The 15,063-nt window shown below is 45.0% G+C and carries 13 protein-coding genes and 1 pseudogene; 7 read left to right on the top strand and 7 right to left on the bottom strand.

All coding sequences use genetic code 11. From position 1 onward, the window contains the following. The first annotated feature begins 61 nt into the window (after nucleotides 1-61). From thiI to rlmM, 5 genes are all read left to right on the top strand, one after another. The gene (gene thiI / locus IQR33_RS27470) at nucleotides 62-1,510 is read left to right on the top strand and encodes a tRNA uracil 4-sulfurtransferase ThiI (RefSeq protein WP_005383617.1); all 1,449 of its coding nucleotides are present in this window, start codon (nucleotides 62-64) and stop codon (nucleotides 1,508-1,510) included. Between the two features lie 510 nt (nucleotides 1,511-2,020). Beyond that, the gene (locus IQR33_RS27465; RefSeq protein ID WP_005383616.1) at nucleotides 2,021-2,941 is read left to right on the top strand and encodes a transcriptional regulator GcvA; all 921 of its coding nucleotides are present in this window, start codon (nucleotides 2,021-2,023) and stop codon (nucleotides 2,939-2,941) included. Next, a complete protein-coding gene (locus IQR33_RS27460) occupies nucleotides 2,922-3,545 on the top strand; it encodes an alpha/beta fold hydrolase (RefSeq protein ID WP_005383614.1) in 624 nt (207 codons plus the stop codon). Before IQR33_RS27465 ends, IQR33_RS27460 begins: the two co-directional genes overlap by 20 nt. Continuing rightward, nucleotides 3,535-3,933, top strand: a complete 399-nt coding sequence (locus IQR33_RS27455; RefSeq protein WP_042521214.1) for a DUF423 domain-containing protein — start codon at nucleotides 3,535-3,537, stop codon at nucleotides 3,931-3,933. Before IQR33_RS27460 ends, IQR33_RS27455 begins: the two co-directional genes overlap by 11 nt. Further along, the gene (gene rlmM, locus IQR33_RS27450; protein ID WP_017820611.1) at nucleotides 3,930-5,021 is read left to right on the top strand and encodes a 23S rRNA (cytidine(2498)-2'-O)-methyltransferase RlmM; all 1,092 of its coding nucleotides are present in this window, start codon (nucleotides 3,930-3,932) and stop codon (nucleotides 5,019-5,021) included. The genes IQR33_RS27455 and rlmM overlap by 4 nt, the downstream gene beginning before the upstream one ends. 109 nt (nucleotides 5,022-5,130) lie before the next feature. Here rlmM and xni read toward each other — a convergent pair whose 3' ends face one another. The 5 genes from xni to queF form a co-directional block, all read right to left on the bottom strand. Continuing rightward, the gene (gene xni / locus IQR33_RS27445; RefSeq protein WP_193837499.1) at nucleotides 5,131-5,913 is read right to left on the bottom strand and encodes a flap endonuclease Xni; all 783 of its coding nucleotides are present in this window, start codon (nucleotides 5,911-5,913) and stop codon (nucleotides 5,131-5,133) included. A gap of 58 nt (nucleotides 5,914-5,971) precedes the next feature. Further along, nucleotides 5,972-7,348 carry a nucleotide 5'-monophosphate nucleosidase PpnN gene (gene ppnN, locus IQR33_RS27440; protein WP_005383611.1) on the bottom strand — a complete coding sequence of 459 codons (1,377 nt, stop codon included), beginning with the start codon at nucleotides 7,346-7,348 and terminating at the stop codon, nucleotides 5,972-5,974. A gap of 291 nt (nucleotides 7,349-7,639) precedes the next feature. Beyond that, entirely contained in the window at nucleotides 7,640-9,205 is a 1,566-nt protein-coding gene (locus IQR33_RS27435) for a sensor domain-containing diguanylate cyclase (RefSeq protein ID WP_005381978.1), read from the bottom strand. A gap of 98 nt (nucleotides 9,206-9,303) precedes the next feature. After that, nucleotides 9,304-11,586: a tetratricopeptide repeat protein gene (locus IQR33_RS27430; RefSeq protein WP_017635678.1), complete on the bottom strand. Its 2,283-nt coding sequence runs from the start codon at nucleotides 11,584-11,586 to the stop codon at nucleotides 9,304-9,306. A 164-nt stretch (nucleotides 11,587-11,750) separates the two neighbouring features. Beyond that, complete coding sequence (gene queF / locus IQR33_RS27425; protein ID WP_193837500.1) at nucleotides 11,751-12,596, bottom strand: NADPH-dependent 7-cyano-7-deazaguanine reductase QueF; 846 nt, start codon at nucleotides 12,594-12,596, stop codon at nucleotides 11,751-11,753. Nucleotides 12,597-12,704: 108 nt separating this feature from the next. Between queF and syd the strand changes: the two genes are divergently transcribed. After that, entirely contained in the window at nucleotides 12,705-13,250 is a 546-nt protein-coding gene (gene syd, locus IQR33_RS27420; RefSeq protein ID WP_193837501.1) for a SecY-interacting protein, read from the top strand. Between the two features lie 2 nt (nucleotides 13,251-13,252). After that, nucleotides 13,253-14,029 carry a Zn-ribbon-containing protein gene (locus IQR33_RS27415; RefSeq protein ID WP_158157279.1) on the top strand — a complete coding sequence of 259 codons (777 nt, stop codon included), beginning with the start codon at nucleotides 13,253-13,255 and terminating at the stop codon, nucleotides 14,027-14,029. 111 nt (nucleotides 14,030-14,140) lie between these two features. Here the strand turns inward: IQR33_RS27415 and IQR33_RS27410 are convergent, their stop codons facing one another. Beyond that, the gene (locus tag IQR33_RS27410; protein ID WP_005381966.1) at nucleotides 14,141-14,950 is read right to left on the bottom strand and encodes a MetQ/NlpA family lipoprotein; all 810 of its coding nucleotides are present in this window, start codon (nucleotides 14,948-14,950) and stop codon (nucleotides 14,141-14,143) included. 32 nt (nucleotides 14,951-14,982) lie between these two features. Further along, a pseudogene (locus IQR33_RS27405) lies at nucleotides 14,983-15,063 on the bottom strand (methionine ABC transporter permease); the annotation flags it as partial.

Here is a 15,063-nt window from a genome sequence, read left to right as displayed (position 1 = left end):
TGAAGTATTGAAGTTGAGTGTCACTCTTTGTTGATTGCGAAACTAACCTGCGAATTAGACTATGAAATTTATTGTAAAGCCCCATCCAGAAATTTTTGTAAAAAGTGAATCTGTGCGTAAGCGCTTCACAAAGATTTTAGAGTGCAACATTCGTAACATCATTAAGAGCCGCACGGAGTCTGTCGCGGTATTTAACCGTCGTGATCACATTGAAGTGACCTCTGAGAGTAACGAATTCCACGCTGAAGTTCTTGAGGTTTTGACTCATACACCAGGCATTCACCACGTACTGGAAGTGAAGCAAACTGAATTTAAAGACTTGCACGATATCTTCGAGCAAGTGCTAGAACTCAACCGTGCTGCACTCGAAAATAAAACCTTTGTTGTACGTGCGAAGCGTCGTGGCAAGCATGACTTTACCTCTATTGAACTAGAGCGTTATGTAGGCGGTGGTTTAAATCAAGCGATTGAAAGCGCTAGTGTTAAGCTACGAAACCCAGACGTGACGATCAAGGTAGAAGTCTCGAACGACAAGCTAAACCAAGTATTGTCTCGTCATAAAGGCCTAGGTGGTTTCCCTCTGGGTACGCAAGAAGACGTGTTAAGCCTGATCTCGGGTGGTTTCGATTCTGGTGTTTCAAGCTATCTTCATATCAAGCGTGGTTCAAAAGTACATTACTGCTTCTTTAACTTGGGTGGTCCAGCACACGAAATCGGCGTTAAGCAGGTTTCTCACTACCTATGGAACAAATACGGTTCTTCAGCAAAAGTACGTTTTATCTCAGTTGATTTCGAGCCTGTGGTTGCGGAAATCCTAGAGAAAGTCGATGACGGCCAAATGGGCGTGATCTTGAAGCGTATGTTCATGCGTGCAGCAGGCATGATCGCTCAGAAGATGAAGATCGAAGCATTGGTAACAGGTGAAGCGCTAGGTCAAGTATCGAGCCAAACGCTAACCAATCTACGCCACATCGATAACGTAACAGACACGCTGATTCTGCGTCCGCTTATCAACTGGGATAAAGAAGACATCATCAATCTAGCACGTGAAATCGGCACAGAAGATTTCGCAAAGACAATGCCAGAATACTGTGGTGTTATCTCTAAGAAGCCAACCGTGAAAGCGGTGAAAGGCAAGCTAGAAGCTGAAGAAGAGAAATTCGACTTCAGTATCCTTGAGCAAGTGGTTCAAGAAGCTCGCATGATGGACATTCGTGATATCGCGAAAGAGTCTGAGCAAGCCGCACCAGAAGTAGAGCAAGTTCAAGCGGTAGAAGAGCACGCGGTTGTGCTAGATATTCGTAGTCCTGAAGAGGAAGACGATAACCCACTTGAAATCGAAGGTGTGGATGTGAAACATATCCCTTTCTACAAGCTGGGTACACAGTTTGGTGACTTAGACCAGTCTAAGACATACCTACTTTACTGTGACCGCGGTGTGATGAGCCGTCTGCAAGCGCTTTACTTGCAAGAGCAAGGCTTCAGCAACGTAAAAGTTTACCGTCCATAGCTGACTGTTAAAATACGTTAAAAGGCGCAAATTGAGACATCAATTTGCGCCTTTTTTGTTTTTGATCGCGTTACAGACAACCATTACTTAGCATAATGTTGAGGCTCATCGCAAAGCCATACACTTTGTGTTGATATAACGATAATTAATCCGAAAGAAGAGTAATAAAGTGATATTGCTGCCAGATATGCGGATGAGATTTTTGATAGATAAAAAAACACCGCCTAATTTAGGCGGTGTAACAAATTTGACAGACAGGTCAAAAATAAATACAGGAAGTATATGTTTTGTCACAGGGAGTGTGGACAAAACATTATGGTAGAAATCTACCTAACTCGAAATACGAGTTTGCAAACACAACATCGCAACAACGAAGCCAATTGATTTCCAAAGAAATCAAGCCGTTCAGGCCCGTGTTGCGGGGTGAAATATAGAATTTATCTGGCTGTTCGACAACGGACATTTTATAATGTTTCAGATTAAAAAAACTAATCCTATTAGAGGTCCCATATGTCTCGCAGATTGCCTCCATTAAATTCGCTTCGAGTCTTCGAAGCGGCTGCTCGTCATCTCAGTTTTACACGAGCAGCAGAAGAGTTATTTGTTACTCAAGCCGCGGTCAGTCACCAGATTAAAGCGCTTGAAGAGTTCTTATCATTGAAGCTCTTCCGTCGACGTAATCGTTCTTTGTTGTTAACAGAAGAAGGCCAAAGTTACTTTCTCGATATCAAAGATATTTTCACCTCGATTGCGGAAGCGACAGATAAGGTGTTGGAACGTAGCGAAAAAGGGGCATTGACGATTAGCCTACCGCCGAGTTTTGCTATCCAATGGCTTGTACCTCGTTTGGCCGATTTTAATGCTCAAGAGCCCGATATCGATGTACGTATTAAAGCCGTAGATATGGATGAAGGCTCACTGACTGATGATGTTGATGTGGCGATCTACTATGGCCGTGGGAACTGGCCAGGTTTGCGAGCAGATAAATTGTACCAAGAGTTTTTGATCCCACTTTGTTCACCTTCATTACTTTTGGGTAACAAACCATTAGAATCTTTAAGTGACCTCAAATTACATACTTTGTTACACGATACTTCGCGTAAAGACTGGAAGCAGTTTGCTCGTCATTACAACATTGAAGGCATCAACGTAAACCACGGTCCTATTTTTAGTCACTCAACGATGGTGCTACAGGCTGCTGCGCACGGTCAGGGGGTCGCGCTCGGTAACAACGTACTCGCCAAACCTGAAATGGAAGCCGGACGACTCATTGCACCATTCGACGAGGTGTTGATATCTAAGAATGCATTCTATGTGGTGTGTCATGAACAGCAGGCAGATATGGGCCGAATCGCAACGTTTAGAGACTGGATGTTAGCAACCGCGAGAAAAGAACAAGAGGAAGTATTGGATGAATCACTGGATAGCTGAGGGACCTGAAAACGGACCGCTGTTTATTTTTGCTCACGGCGCAGGTGCGGGGATGGAGCATGACTTCATGACAGCTGTCGCCAAAGGATTAGTGGAGCAAGGTATTCGTGTAGTGCGTTTTAATTTCCCTTACATGGTGAAACGTTCGGAAGATGGCAAAAAGCGTCCGCCCGATCGCGCGCCAAAGTTGCTCGAAGCATACAGCGAAGTGATCGCTCACTTTACTTCTTCTCCCGTGGTTATTGGTGGTAAGTCAATGGGCGGTCGTATGTCGAGCTTGTTGGCTGAAAATGAGCTGGTGGCGGGCATTGCCTGTTTAGGGTTTCCATTTCACCCGCCGGGAAAGCCAGAGAAATACAAAGGCGAACACTTAGCAACCATTGAGAAACCTACGCTGATTCTGCAAGGGGAACGAGACACCTTTGGTAAGCGTGAGGAATTCGATGATTTCGTCCTTTCGTCACAAGTAACGGTGAGCTTTTTACCTGATGGTGACCACAGCTTCAAACCGCGCAAGATCTCAGGTCATACTGAAGTGGGTAACATTGCACTCGCGATAGAGCAGTTAGCGGCGTTTATAAAAGAGGTGTACAGTGAAAAGTAAGTGGTTACTCTCATTCTCTGCTCTGTCTGGGCTGATTTCGGTCGCTCTTGGAGCATTTGCTGCTCATGGGCTAAAAGCGACACTGGCCCCTTATTTGCTCGGTGTGTTTGAGACCGGAGTTCTGTATCAATTTATTCACACGTTGGCGATTGTGTTTTGTGCCATTCTGCTTCTGCTCAATTTGGGACAAAAAGCACAAAAATATTTTTTCATTGCGGCGATTTGCTTTATTATCGGCATCTTTTGTTTTAGCGGCAGTCTTTACGCGCTGGCGCTGACGGGCATTAAGTGGTTTGGGCCAATTACTCCTGTGGGAGGATTACTGTTCATGATTGGTTGGTGTCTGTTCTTTTTTGCTGCGTTCAATATCAAAGAGGTCTCCAAGTGAAACAACTAATGCTCTATTGCCGTTCTGGCTTTGAGAAAGAGTGTGCTGGTGAAATTCAGGACAAAGCGACACAGTTGGAAGTGTATGGCTTCCCTCGTGTGAAGAGAAACTCAGGTTATGTTGTCTTCGAGTGTTACCAAGATGGAGATGCCGACAAACTTGCGAGAGGTTTAGACTTTAAGTCTTTAATTTTTGCTCGACAAATGTTTGCGGTAGCAGCTGAGTTTCAATCGTTGCCAAGTGATGACCGCATTAGTCCAATTTTGAATGAACTAGCAGACATTGAAGCATTCCCTCGTTGTGGTGATTTGAGAATTGAAACGCCAGATACAAATGAAGCGAAAGAGCTACTGAAATTCTGCCGTAAGTTTACCGTCCCAATGCGTCAAGCGTTGCGCGGCAAAGGCTTAATGCTGAACAAAGATAACGCGAAAAAACCAGTACTGCACATTTGCTTTGTTGAGCCTGGCCACTGTTACGTTGGTTACTCTTACACTGACAACAACTCACAGTTCTTCATGGGTATCCCTCGCCTTAAATTCCCAGCAGACGCTCCAAGTCGTTCAACACTTAAACTGGAAGAAGCATTTCATGTCTTTATTCCACGTGAAGAGTGGGATGAGCGTTTGGCACCAGGTATGTGGGGTGTGGATTTAGGTGCATGTCCAGGCGGTTGGACGTACCAATTAGTGAAGCGCTCAATGTTCGTTCACTGCGTAGATAACGGCATGATGGCAGACAGTTTGATGGAAACTGGCCAGATCAAGCACCATATGGTGGATGGTTTTAAGTTCGAACCAGACCGCAAGAACGTAACATGGATTGTTTGTGACATGGTGGAAAAGCCAGCTCGTGTTGCTCACCTGATGGGACAGTGGCTGTTAAAAGGTTGGGCAAAAGAGGCCATCTTTAACCTTAAGCTGCCAATGAAAGGGCGTTATGACGAAGTGCTGCAAGACCTTGAAAATCTGAAGCAGTTCCTCATTGATAATAAGGTAAAGTTCAAGCTACAAGCTAAACATTTGTATCATGATCGTGAAGAGATCACGATTCATATCCAATGTCTGTCGAATATTTCACCTTACTAACTTTATTCCCCGAGTCTTTTGGGAATAGTGATTAGAATAGAAAAAGCGCCTTCAAATGGCGCTTTTTTAATATCTGCCGGATTTCATGGTGTGAAACTTCCATCGGGCACTACTTCGCTTTGTTTGGCCCTAAAAAGCGAATATCTTGCAAGTTAAAGCCTAGTTCGATATCGCACTTTAAAGCGGCGACGCGTTTACATAAACGAGCAGACTCAATGTGCTCGTCCAATTTTTTACGGTATTTCGGTACGAGGTCTTCACTAGCGTAGGCAGCTTCAATACTCTCAAACTGAGTGAGAATCTCTTTCGCTGCTTTCGGGCCAATTCCAGGTACGCCCGGAACCTGGCTAGAGCTTATCCCTGTTAATCCCCAGTAATCCGCTAGTTGACTTGGTTTTACGCCGAACTCTTTTTCGATAAATGGTTCATCTAACCAACGATGTTGGAAATAATCACGGATTTGTAGGGTAGGGGAAAGCAGCTGGCAGTAACCTTTGTCAGTCGAAACGATGGTGACCTTTTCACCATGGCTGGCCACTTTCGTTGCGAGTGTAGCAACCAAATCATCTGCTTCATCGCCTTCAGACAGCAATGAATCAATACCTTGCTCCCACCACGTTTGTTGAATCGCATCTAACCCTTGCAGTAGTGGCTGAGGCATTGGTTTTCGGTTTTGCTTATAGTCAGGGAGAATTTCAGCGCGCCAACCTCTGTCTTGTTCGTGGTGATCAAAAACTGCGATGATGTGTGTCGGGTTGGCTTCTGACATAATGCGAGTTAGGGTTCTTTGCGTTGTGCTTATGGTTCTTGCTATGTCGGTTGGATCTGGTTGTGCTGAGTGCACTCGGCGGATCAGGTTTAGGGCATCAATGATAACAAGATGAATAGACATAATGACTTAGCAATAAAAAAGGGGCGTAATGCCCCTAGTGTAACGAATGCTAGCCTGACTATCGACCACCAATTTCCGGGTGAGCGATTCGATAACACGGTTCGTAGTCTGAACCGCCAGGTAATTTCATTCGGTGCTGTTCGACAAAGTCTTTTAGCAACTTATCGAGTTTTTTCATGAGGACTGCGTCGCCATGAATGGTGAAAGGCCCTCTACGTTCTATTTCTCGAATACCTTCAGCCTTTACGTTACCTGCCACTATGCCAGAGAAGGCTTGACGCAAGTTGGCCGCTAAAACTTGCGGTTCTTGATCTAGGCTTAAATCCAATTGTTCCATCGACTCATGAGTAGGTTCAAATGGCAGTTGGAAGTTTGGCTCAATTTTCAATGACCAGTTAAAGCTGTACGCATCGCCTTTCTCTTTTCGGTGAAGGCGTACCGAGTCCATGGAGCGTTTCATAATACGAGCGACTTCTGCCGGGTCGTCAATGATGATCTCGTAGTGCTTTTGCCCTTCCTCACCAAGTGTGTCGCGAATGAACTCATCAATAGAGCGGAAGTACTCTTCACTCTCTTTTGGTCCTGTTAATACGATAGGCATTGGCTGATCGGCGTTATCCGGGTGCATCATGATGCCAAGAATGTACAGTAGCTCTTCCGCTGTGCCCGGGCCACCTGGGAAAATAACGATACCATGAGCCATACGGACGAAAGCTTCCAAGCGCTTTTCGATGTCGGGCATGATGACCAGCTCATTTACTATTGGGTTTGGTGGCTCGGCCGCAATAATCGAGGGTTCGGTTAAACCAAGATAACGTTGCTGAGTATAACGTTGCTTTGCGTGCCCAATTGCTGCACCTTTCATCGGCCCTTCCATTGCACCAGGGCCGCAACCTGTGCAGATGTTAAGTTCACGCAGGCCCAGTTCGTTACCCACTTCACGTGTGTACTGATACTCCACTCCATTGATAGAGTGACCACCCCAACATACGACAAGATTCGGTGCGATACCTGGAGTTAATGCTCTGGCATTACGAAGAATGCCGAACACGAGGTTCGTAATGTGAATTGGGTTAGTAAGGTTGAGCCGCTGGGCGTCTGCCAAATGCATGTTTACGTAAACGATATCACGCAATACGGAGAACAGATGCTCTTGGATACCTTTAATTATTTCGCCGTCAACAAAAGCGTGCTCTGGCGGATTAGTCAGCTCAAGCTTAATACCACGCTCACGACGCACGACGTTGACATCAAACGATTGGTATTTATCGAGCAGTTCTTTCGAGTTATCGGTATGGCTACCGGAGTTCAACACCGCTAATGTGCAATTACGGTACAGCTGATAAAGTTCACTCGAGGCTGTGTTCTTTAAGCGCTCTACTTCTAGTTGAGATAGCAAGTCCATGCTACCAGCGGGGCTTATATGGGTAATCATAACGCCTCCTTGTGTTGCATTAATTTGAGGGAAAGTACCAACTTACCTTTTTGGTGTTATACGTATGGTTTGATGAAAGGTAGTTGGCCGATTTGGTTTTATGGTTATCAACTCCCAAGCAACCTCAAGATGATACATTTGCCTTTTATAAATACATCATCTTGAAGTGACTTGGGTTTTTACAGCTTAGCAGACTAAAAGGGAAGAAATGTGATAACTCGTTGAAAATGGGTGGTTATAAAGCGTAGATTGCACCAAATTTGGTTTGTTTGCTCGCTTTTTGTACGAATATTAGCTCCAGTTAAGCTGGTTTGTTCCACGTTTTTTAGCGTCCGCAAGCATCTTGCCAAGACGATCGAGCACATACTCTGGCGTATCGGACTCTTTGAAAGACGTCGATACAGCAGCTAAGGTAATCATGATATTTTGCTCACGGAACTTAAAGGGTAATTGGCTAATATCACGCTGGATATGCTTAATCAGATCCAGTGTGTATTCTTCAGATTGTTCCGGGACGAGTAGAATAAACTCCTCGCCACCAAAGCGAGCTACTGTTTCCGTTTCTGATACGCGCTTGTTAATAGTACGAGCGATGATCTTCAGCGCTTTATCGCCAGCCGTATAACCATAGCTATCATTCACCGCTTTGAAGTTGTCTACATCAAACAGCACAACACGAAGGTTTTGCTGAGAGCGAATCCAACGGCGATACTCTAGCTCTAGTCGATCGTTAAATGCAGTGCGGTTATAAACTTTAGTCAGCGGGTCGAGCAACATACGCTGAGCTTGGTCATCTAAGCGTCGACGATAATCTTGCGTAGTTTCAAATACCGCTTCGAGTTGGTTCTTACTGTAACTTAACCGCTCTTGCAGCGCTTGCTCTCGCTCTTCCGTCATTTTCAGTCGCTCTGTCAGCGACGCCATTTTTTCGAGAAGAGGCGTGATTTCTTTTTTCACAACCGCGATATCTTGAGCTTGATTAAGTGACTTTTGGCTTAATTCAACCAAGCTGTTCATTTCTGTGTTGAGCTCTTGGCGGTGTTCAAAGTAGGTATGATGCTGGTCGACGTTCTGATGAACGGTTTTTAGGTTACTTGCGAGAGAAGTGTTCAGCTGATCAAGGAATTGGCTAGACGCCTCGCGCTCGAACTTTGTTGCTTCGACAACCAATTTCAGCGTTGAGAGCGTAAGCTCAATGAGAGACTCGGCACTCACGCCAAGGAGCAACTTAGCGCGAATATCCAGCAATCTATCGCCTGATTCTCCCTCGAAATCCAGCTCTGTAATAGTATGTTGGAGGTCGCTGGCTAAGCACTCAAGCTGAGATCTGTCGGGATTGTTTTCAAATTCACTAAGATGTAGACGTGAATTAGACGTGATGATTTTCAGAGCGCGTTCGTAAATACTCAGTAGCTTAGTGGCTTGATCAGCTTTATTGCTGGCGTGAACTTCAGAGAAACTCATCAGGTTCCGTAGTTCACGTTTTAACTGCGCAGGTAAGCCCGTGACACGTTGCAGTGTTTCACCACTGTGCTTGATTTGTTCGTCAAGGTAACCGTTCTGTTTATCCATCGTCTTCGACTGCTGTTTGAGCATCCTCTCTAATACCGCTAAACGCGGGATAAGAGTGCTGATATCTTTTTGATGTTGCAGCTCTTGTTGGATTTCAAATAGGTAGTTGGATACCTGAGTATTCGAACCCTGGCAAGCTGAAGACAATGATGCCACAACGCGTTTAAGAACTTGTTGTTCACGTTTGAATTTGAGTGAAGTATCACGATGAGTCAGTCTGAGTTGGTCAAGTTGACAACTCAGCTGATGCAGCTGCGACTGAATATCGGATTCCAAGATTCCCATGAAGTGACTACGGTTAAGTCCATGTACTACTGACAATTATCTGATAATAACAAAAAACTTTATAGCGTCATTAGTTATTACGTTCAACAGGCGTTTAATTATCCATTTTTTAATATTTTCTTGATGTCGTCCTCATTCTTGTAGGACGAATGGATCTTGATCAGGCCTTGGCTAATGGCATGTTGACAGGCAGTTCTTATGTTACCTGTTGCAAAGCTAGCAGCAGGCGCATTATCGATGGCTTTTAAGAACACCCAGTGGCTTTGCTTATCCTTCAAGCTGACTTCTCGTGCGATGTGAGTCGCAAGCAACAACAGATCGAGTAATTCCTCATCGTTAATTGCAGTGTAGGCTCGGGGTAAGAACGGATAATCGCTGATGCCCATACGAATAATACGATTGACGTTGTGCTGCTGTGCGAACTCATCCACCCAAGTCTGGAATTTTTCGAACATGACTTCGGCAGAAGCATCACGGTCAGCGTTCGGTTCTATATAGAGTAAGTTCGCATCTGAGAAATGGTAAAGACGCGACGGTTTTTCTATTTTTTCCGCAAGGAAATCGCCAAATGCACGTTCTAGTTCTAGACCTGCCTTATAACCATTATGGACGTACATGCTTCGCAAGAATGGTAAATCGATCATAACAAAGCGTAGGCGATCATTAAGTGGTTCGTGGATCAATTCACCCATTTGCCATTGCTCGAAAGTTTCGCTCGACTTTTTCAATGAGCGAGACAGCTTAACGTTCAGCATACGCAAGTTACGTAAACGAGAGCGAGAGTGGGTGAAGAGGTCGTTACGCAGTTTTTCGATTTCACTTGCTTGGCGCTGCATAATGACACCGCGGCGCATAATGAACAAAAACATGACCAATACAGTAATAAACAATGCAAATGAGATTTTCTGGAATTTACGATGCTCTCTTTCCACTTGCTCTAAGCGTTCTGATTGACCGATGTAATGGATGGTTTGTTCGGCAAATTCTTTTTGCTGACGGAACGCATCTTCACTGATTTGGTTAAGCTGCTTTTGTTCTAGACGAACGAGGTTGGTGTATTTTTTATAAGCTTGCAGAGAAAGTTTGTATTCGCCTGCCTGCTCGTAACCCAACCCAAGTAAACGGTATGACTGCTGCTTAATGAAGTTGTTATTTTCAGGTGACTTTTCAGCAAGTGCTAACGCCAGCTTAGCATTAGTAATGACGTCTTTACTGTCATTTTGATGATAAGCCAGACCTGACTGAAGCAGGGCAGCCTTTGCTTCAAGCTTAGGAATATTGGTGTATTCTAAAAGCTCTTTAGAGCGGTCTAAGTACTGCTCTGCTAGCGCGTAGTTATAGAGTTGTAGGTAGGTAGCCGCCAAGCTTAAGCGAATTTTAATGATTCTATTGATGTTCTTACTGGTACTTTCATGGTCAAGCACGTTGAAGTAATGCACTAATGCAAGGTTAAACTTACCCTGATAAAAGTAGATGTCGCCCATTTGCTCTAGGACGTCCGCTAGGATCGGAGAGCTAGGGTAAGAGTCATAAAAATCTGCGGCTTGAGATAAGTATTCGATCGCTTTGTCGTACACTCGTCGCTCCTGGAAGAGCCTAGCCAAAAGGCGATTCACTTTTGCTAATCTTGCACCACTGTTACTTTCAATAGATTGCCAATAACCGTATAGCAGTTCTGACAAAGCCAAATTGTACTTCTTGCTATTGAGGTAAAACTCGCCGACGGCAGTGTAGTAGTCGATCAAGGCTAACTCAGAGCGGCTATCGTCAAGCATGGTCTTTGCTTCAGAGTACAAGTTTTCCGCTTTAATGATATCGCCACTATGTGAAGCGAGGAGTGCTCTTTGCATCACTAGTCGGTAGCGAACGCTGTCGGTGCGTTGTAATACGGCATCGGCTTCATCGAGCTGTTGTTCAATTTGGTTAAGCGTGTCTTCCGCTTTTGAGTAGTTTTCGTCGTACATCCAAATCATTTGGTTGCGCATCAGCTGGAGATCTAAGTCCATGTACGGCAATTGATATTCTTGCGCTAAGCGTTCCGCTTTATTTAGGTGCTCGATAGCCGAACGAACATTACCCATGGCGTAATCTGCCTGAGCGATAATCTTGTGCGCTTCGATGGTGCTGCTTGGTGTGCGAACGCTACGATCTGTTTCGTCGCGAGACATGGCTGAAGGGCTGTCACTTTCTTTGCGTTCTGTTAGTTCACGCTGTGACAAATAGTTGGTTGCCGCTTGTTTTGCTTGTGATGGCTCTATTTCCGCCAATTGTTGTGCTTCGTTGAGTAACGCGGACGATAAAATGGTTGCATGAAGTGGCTGTACAAACAGCAAGCAAAGAAAGCCAATCAACTTGAATAGACGCGAACTGTCCCAAAACATCCTTTCGTTCCCTCGAACTGTTTTTAGATATGGCGATAACGGCGAAAAGCCTCAATTAGCCGTTTAAATGCGGGTTGAAGCCATTTGATATAGTAACATGCCTGGACAATAAAAACGTCCGGCAACCCTTTAGATTGCCGAACTTATTTCTGTTGCCTATGCGCTTACTGACGAGCCATACGGTGATTGTGAGCTGGCTTATCTTGTTCCGTTGAGCGGTAAGGGTTGATATCCAAGCCACCACGACGCGTATAGCGGGCAAATACGGTCAGTTTGCTTGGTTGGCAGTATTTCATTAGATCCGTAAAAATACGCTCTACACACTGTTCGTGGAACTCATTGTGCTCGCGGAAAGACACTAAGTAACGTAACAGCTTCTCACGATCTATTTTTGCGCCTTTGTAGCGAATTTCTACGCTGCCCCAGTCTGGCTGGTTGGTGATCAAACAGTTTGATTTCAATAGGTGGCTATGTAGCACCTCTTCAACTTGTACTTCACCTGCCGCACCTTCAAGCAAATCGGCATCGAAATCGTAACTGGTGATGTTAATGTCTTGGTCATCAATACATTCACCGTCCATTGTTACGATAGGTTGATTGGTATAGTGGGTCACTGGATTCACCTCAACCAGCACCTTTTCACCTGCGCATTCAGACAGGTCTTGTGTTAAACGCTCAGTCACTTCTTCCCAGCTTGCAAAGCGGGTTTGGTTATAGCTGTTTAAGTACAGTTTGAAAGACTTCGATTCAATCAAGTTTGCGCTGGTGGCTGGAATGTATACTTCGCCAACGGCCACTTGTGGTAAACCTTTACTATTTAACCAAGACAGTTCATACAGCGTCCAAATGTCGTGCCCCATGAAAGGCAGAGTATCGCCTAACTGAAGGTCATCTCGGTTCAGGCTGCGAGGGACTGGTTGCAGCAAGCTTGGGTCATACTGGTTCGCATACTCGGTCTTTTTACCTAGTGTTAGGCCAGCAAGCTCTTTAGCGTCAGAATATTTGCTCATACTTTGTGGTCGTTTTCGATTAGAATGGCGAGAATTTTACTGAATCCGCTGGTCAATTGCCATCCGGCAAACACGGCTATCTGATAAATAAGGAATGAGGAGACCTTCATGACCCAAAACGTTACTCAGGCGCTACAAGAGTTCAGCCTGCGCTACCAACAAGCTTGGCAAGCTAAATATAATGAGTTGCCAAGCAGTGAAGAGCTTGCAGAGCTTGTTTCTCCTTGTGTCGAAGAGAAGCGTGATGGAAAGGTGCTTTGGAAAGCGGTCGCACGTGATGAAATGGCCGATTTCACCAATGTGGAAAATGCGATTGAGTTGTCACTGCAAGATGATGTTAAAGCCTTTTATGGTTCTCAATACTGCGCCGATATGGAGGCAACTTGGCAAGGTAATTCGTTGACGCTGCTGCAAGTCTGGAGCGATGACGATTTCGTGCGTCTACAAGAAAATATTCTTGGTCATTTGGTGACGCAGCGCCGCTTGAAACTTAAACCAACAGTATTTATCGCAGCGACAGATGAGGAAATGGATGTGATTTCTATTTGTAACCTCACTGGCAATGTGATTCTAGAGCGTTTGGGTACCTCTAAACGTGATGTATTGGCAGATTCATTGGTTGAGTTCTTGAATAAGTTAGAGGCTGCCGTCTAAGTATGTATGTTGTTGAGTTGCAGTTTGAGTGTTTTGATAACACCACCGTCAGCGCGGTAGACAAAGCCATTAATGGCTTGATGGATGCTCTGCGTTACAACGGCCAAGTATTAGGTCGTGAATTTCCGATAGTGATGGGAGAAGGTGAATTTTTCGTTCGTGTTGTTTGCCCAGAACAAGACAGCTTGCATCCACGTTATCACTCAGATTTCGTCAAAGTGTGCATGAACCGTTTGTCGGATGCGTCTTTGCTTGCTCCGAAAATGCGTATGCTGGGGCGTGATTTGAATTCAGAACAAGCAGCCGAAAAAGAGACACCTAGCTGGCAAGTGTTGTACACGACTTATGTTCATACGTGTTCGCCTTTGCGAAGTGGTGAAACCCTGTTGCCAATTCCTTTGTATCGTAATGAGCCAACACTTAATGGAGACCATAAAGCCGTCATTAAGTGGCAGACTGAGTGGCAAGCGTGTGATGAAATCCAAATGGCAGGGGGTTGCCGAGCGGAACATGCGGCGCTGCACGAAATTTGCGATGTGGATAGTGTGCTGTTTCGCCGAGGTTGGGACTTACGTGGCCGTATCGAATACATCACGAAGATCCCTACGTACTATTACCAGTATCGTGTCGGTGGTCAGTCGCTGGAGAGCGAGAAAGCGCGCAAGTGTCCAAAATGCGATGGCGAGTGGCTACTCGATGAGCCACTACATGACATATTTCATTTTAAGTGTGATGACTGCCGAATCGTGTCGAATATCTCTTGGGACCATCTTAAGTAGCGAATTGAAGCTACTTAAATGGGTAGATAGACAAATAGAAAGGGCTGATGTTTTCACATCAGCCCTTTTGTGTTTAGAACGTTGTTTTCAGTCATGTTTTGAAAAGTGGGATTACCAACCTTTCACAACACCGCCTTTGAACAGTTCTTTTGCCGCTTCGTAAACTTCTTCCGTTTGGTAAGCTTTTACGAAGTTTTGTACGTTTTGCGCATTAACATTTTCTTCGCGAGCGACAATTAGGTTTACGTATGGTGAGTCTTTATCTTCAACGAACACGCCGTCACGCTCTGGCGATAGGTCGATAGAGCTTGCGTAAGTGGTGTTGATGATAGATAGCGTTACGTCATCCAATGAACGCGGAAGCTGTGGGGCTTCTAGTTCAATGATTTCGATATTTTTAGGGTTGCCTACGATGTCACGTACTGTAGCGAGTAGACCAACGCCATCACGTAGCGTAATCAAACCTTGTTGCTCAAGAAGCAGTAGTGAGCGACCTAGGTTAGTTGGGTCGTTTGGTACTGCGATGCGTGCGCCATCTTGAATTTCATCAATTGATTTTACTTGCTTTGAGTAACCAGCAATAGGGTAAACGAATGAGTTACCCGCGATAGCCAGTTTGTAGCCGCGGTCTTTCACTTGTTGATCTAGGTATGGTTTGTGTTGGAACGCATTCGCGTCTACTGAACCATCATCCAGAGCGGCGTTTGGTGTTACGTAATCGGTAAATGTTACTAGCTCAACGTCTAGGTTGTATTTCTCTTTTGCTACTTTAGCGGCAACTTCGGCTACTTGTGCTTCAGCACCAGCAATAACGCCAACTTTTACTTTGTTTACGTCTACTTCTTTGTCGCCGCAACCCGCTAGAGCAAGAGCAGAGGCAGCCGTTGCTACAGTCAAAAGACCTTTAAGGCTAAATTTCATCTTTATCTCCTTATAATTTGTATTTTTGATACTTATCTGTGGTCTACACGGCGCACCACTGCGTCACCGATAGACTGAATAATCTGTACTAGAACAATCAACATCACGACAGT

Source organism: Vibrio sp. OPT46 (assembly GCF_015163535.1).
In the GTDB taxonomy this organism is placed as follows: Bacteria; Pseudomonadota; Gammaproteobacteria; order Enterobacterales; family Vibrionaceae; genus Vibrio; species Vibrio alginolyticus.
This window is presented reverse-complemented; position numbering and strand designations above follow the sequence as displayed.

What these genes read in the sequence shown, in the direction of transcription:
- thiI (WP_005383617.1), top strand. Translation starts at nt 62, where the DNA reads ATGAAATTTATTGTAAAGCCCCATCCAGAAATTTTTGTAAAAAGTGAA.
- IQR33_RS27430 (WP_017635678.1), bottom strand. Translation starts at nt 11,586, where the DNA reads ATGTTTTGGGACAGTTCGCGTCTATTCAAGTTGATTGGCTTTCTTTGC.
- IQR33_RS27465 (WP_005383616.1), top strand. Translation starts at nt 2,021, where the DNA reads ATGTCTCGCAGATTGCCTCCATTAAATTCGCTTCGAGTCTTCGAAGCG.
- syd (WP_193837501.1), top strand. Translation starts at nt 12,705, where the DNA reads ATGACCCAAAACGTTACTCAGGCGCTACAAGAGTTCAGCCTGCGCTAC.
- IQR33_RS27415 (WP_158157279.1), top strand. Translation starts at nt 13,253, where the DNA reads ATGTATGTTGTTGAGTTGCAGTTTGAGTGTTTTGATAACACCACCGTC.
- queF (WP_193837500.1), bottom strand. Translation starts at nt 12,596, where the DNA reads ATGAGCAAATATTCTGACGCTAAAGAGCTTGCTGGCCTAACACTAGGT.
- IQR33_RS27460 (WP_005383614.1), top strand. Translation starts at nt 2,922, where the DNA reads ATGAATCACTGGATAGCTGAGGGACCTGAAAACGGACCGCTGTTTATT.
- IQR33_RS27435 (WP_005381978.1), bottom strand. Translation starts at nt 9,205, where the DNA reads ATGGGAATCTTGGAATCCGATATTCAGTCGCAGCTGCATCAGCTGAGT.
- xni (WP_193837499.1), bottom strand. Translation starts at nt 5,913, where the DNA reads ATGTCTATTCATCTTGTTATCATTGATGCCCTAAACCTGATCCGCCGA.
- IQR33_RS27410 (WP_005381966.1), bottom strand. Translation starts at nt 14,950, where the DNA reads ATGAAATTTAGCCTTAAAGGTCTTTTGACTGTAGCAACGGCTGCCTCT.
- ppnN (WP_005383611.1), bottom strand. Translation starts at nt 7,348, where the DNA reads ATGATTACCCATATAAGCCCCGCTGGTAGCATGGACTTGCTATCTCAA.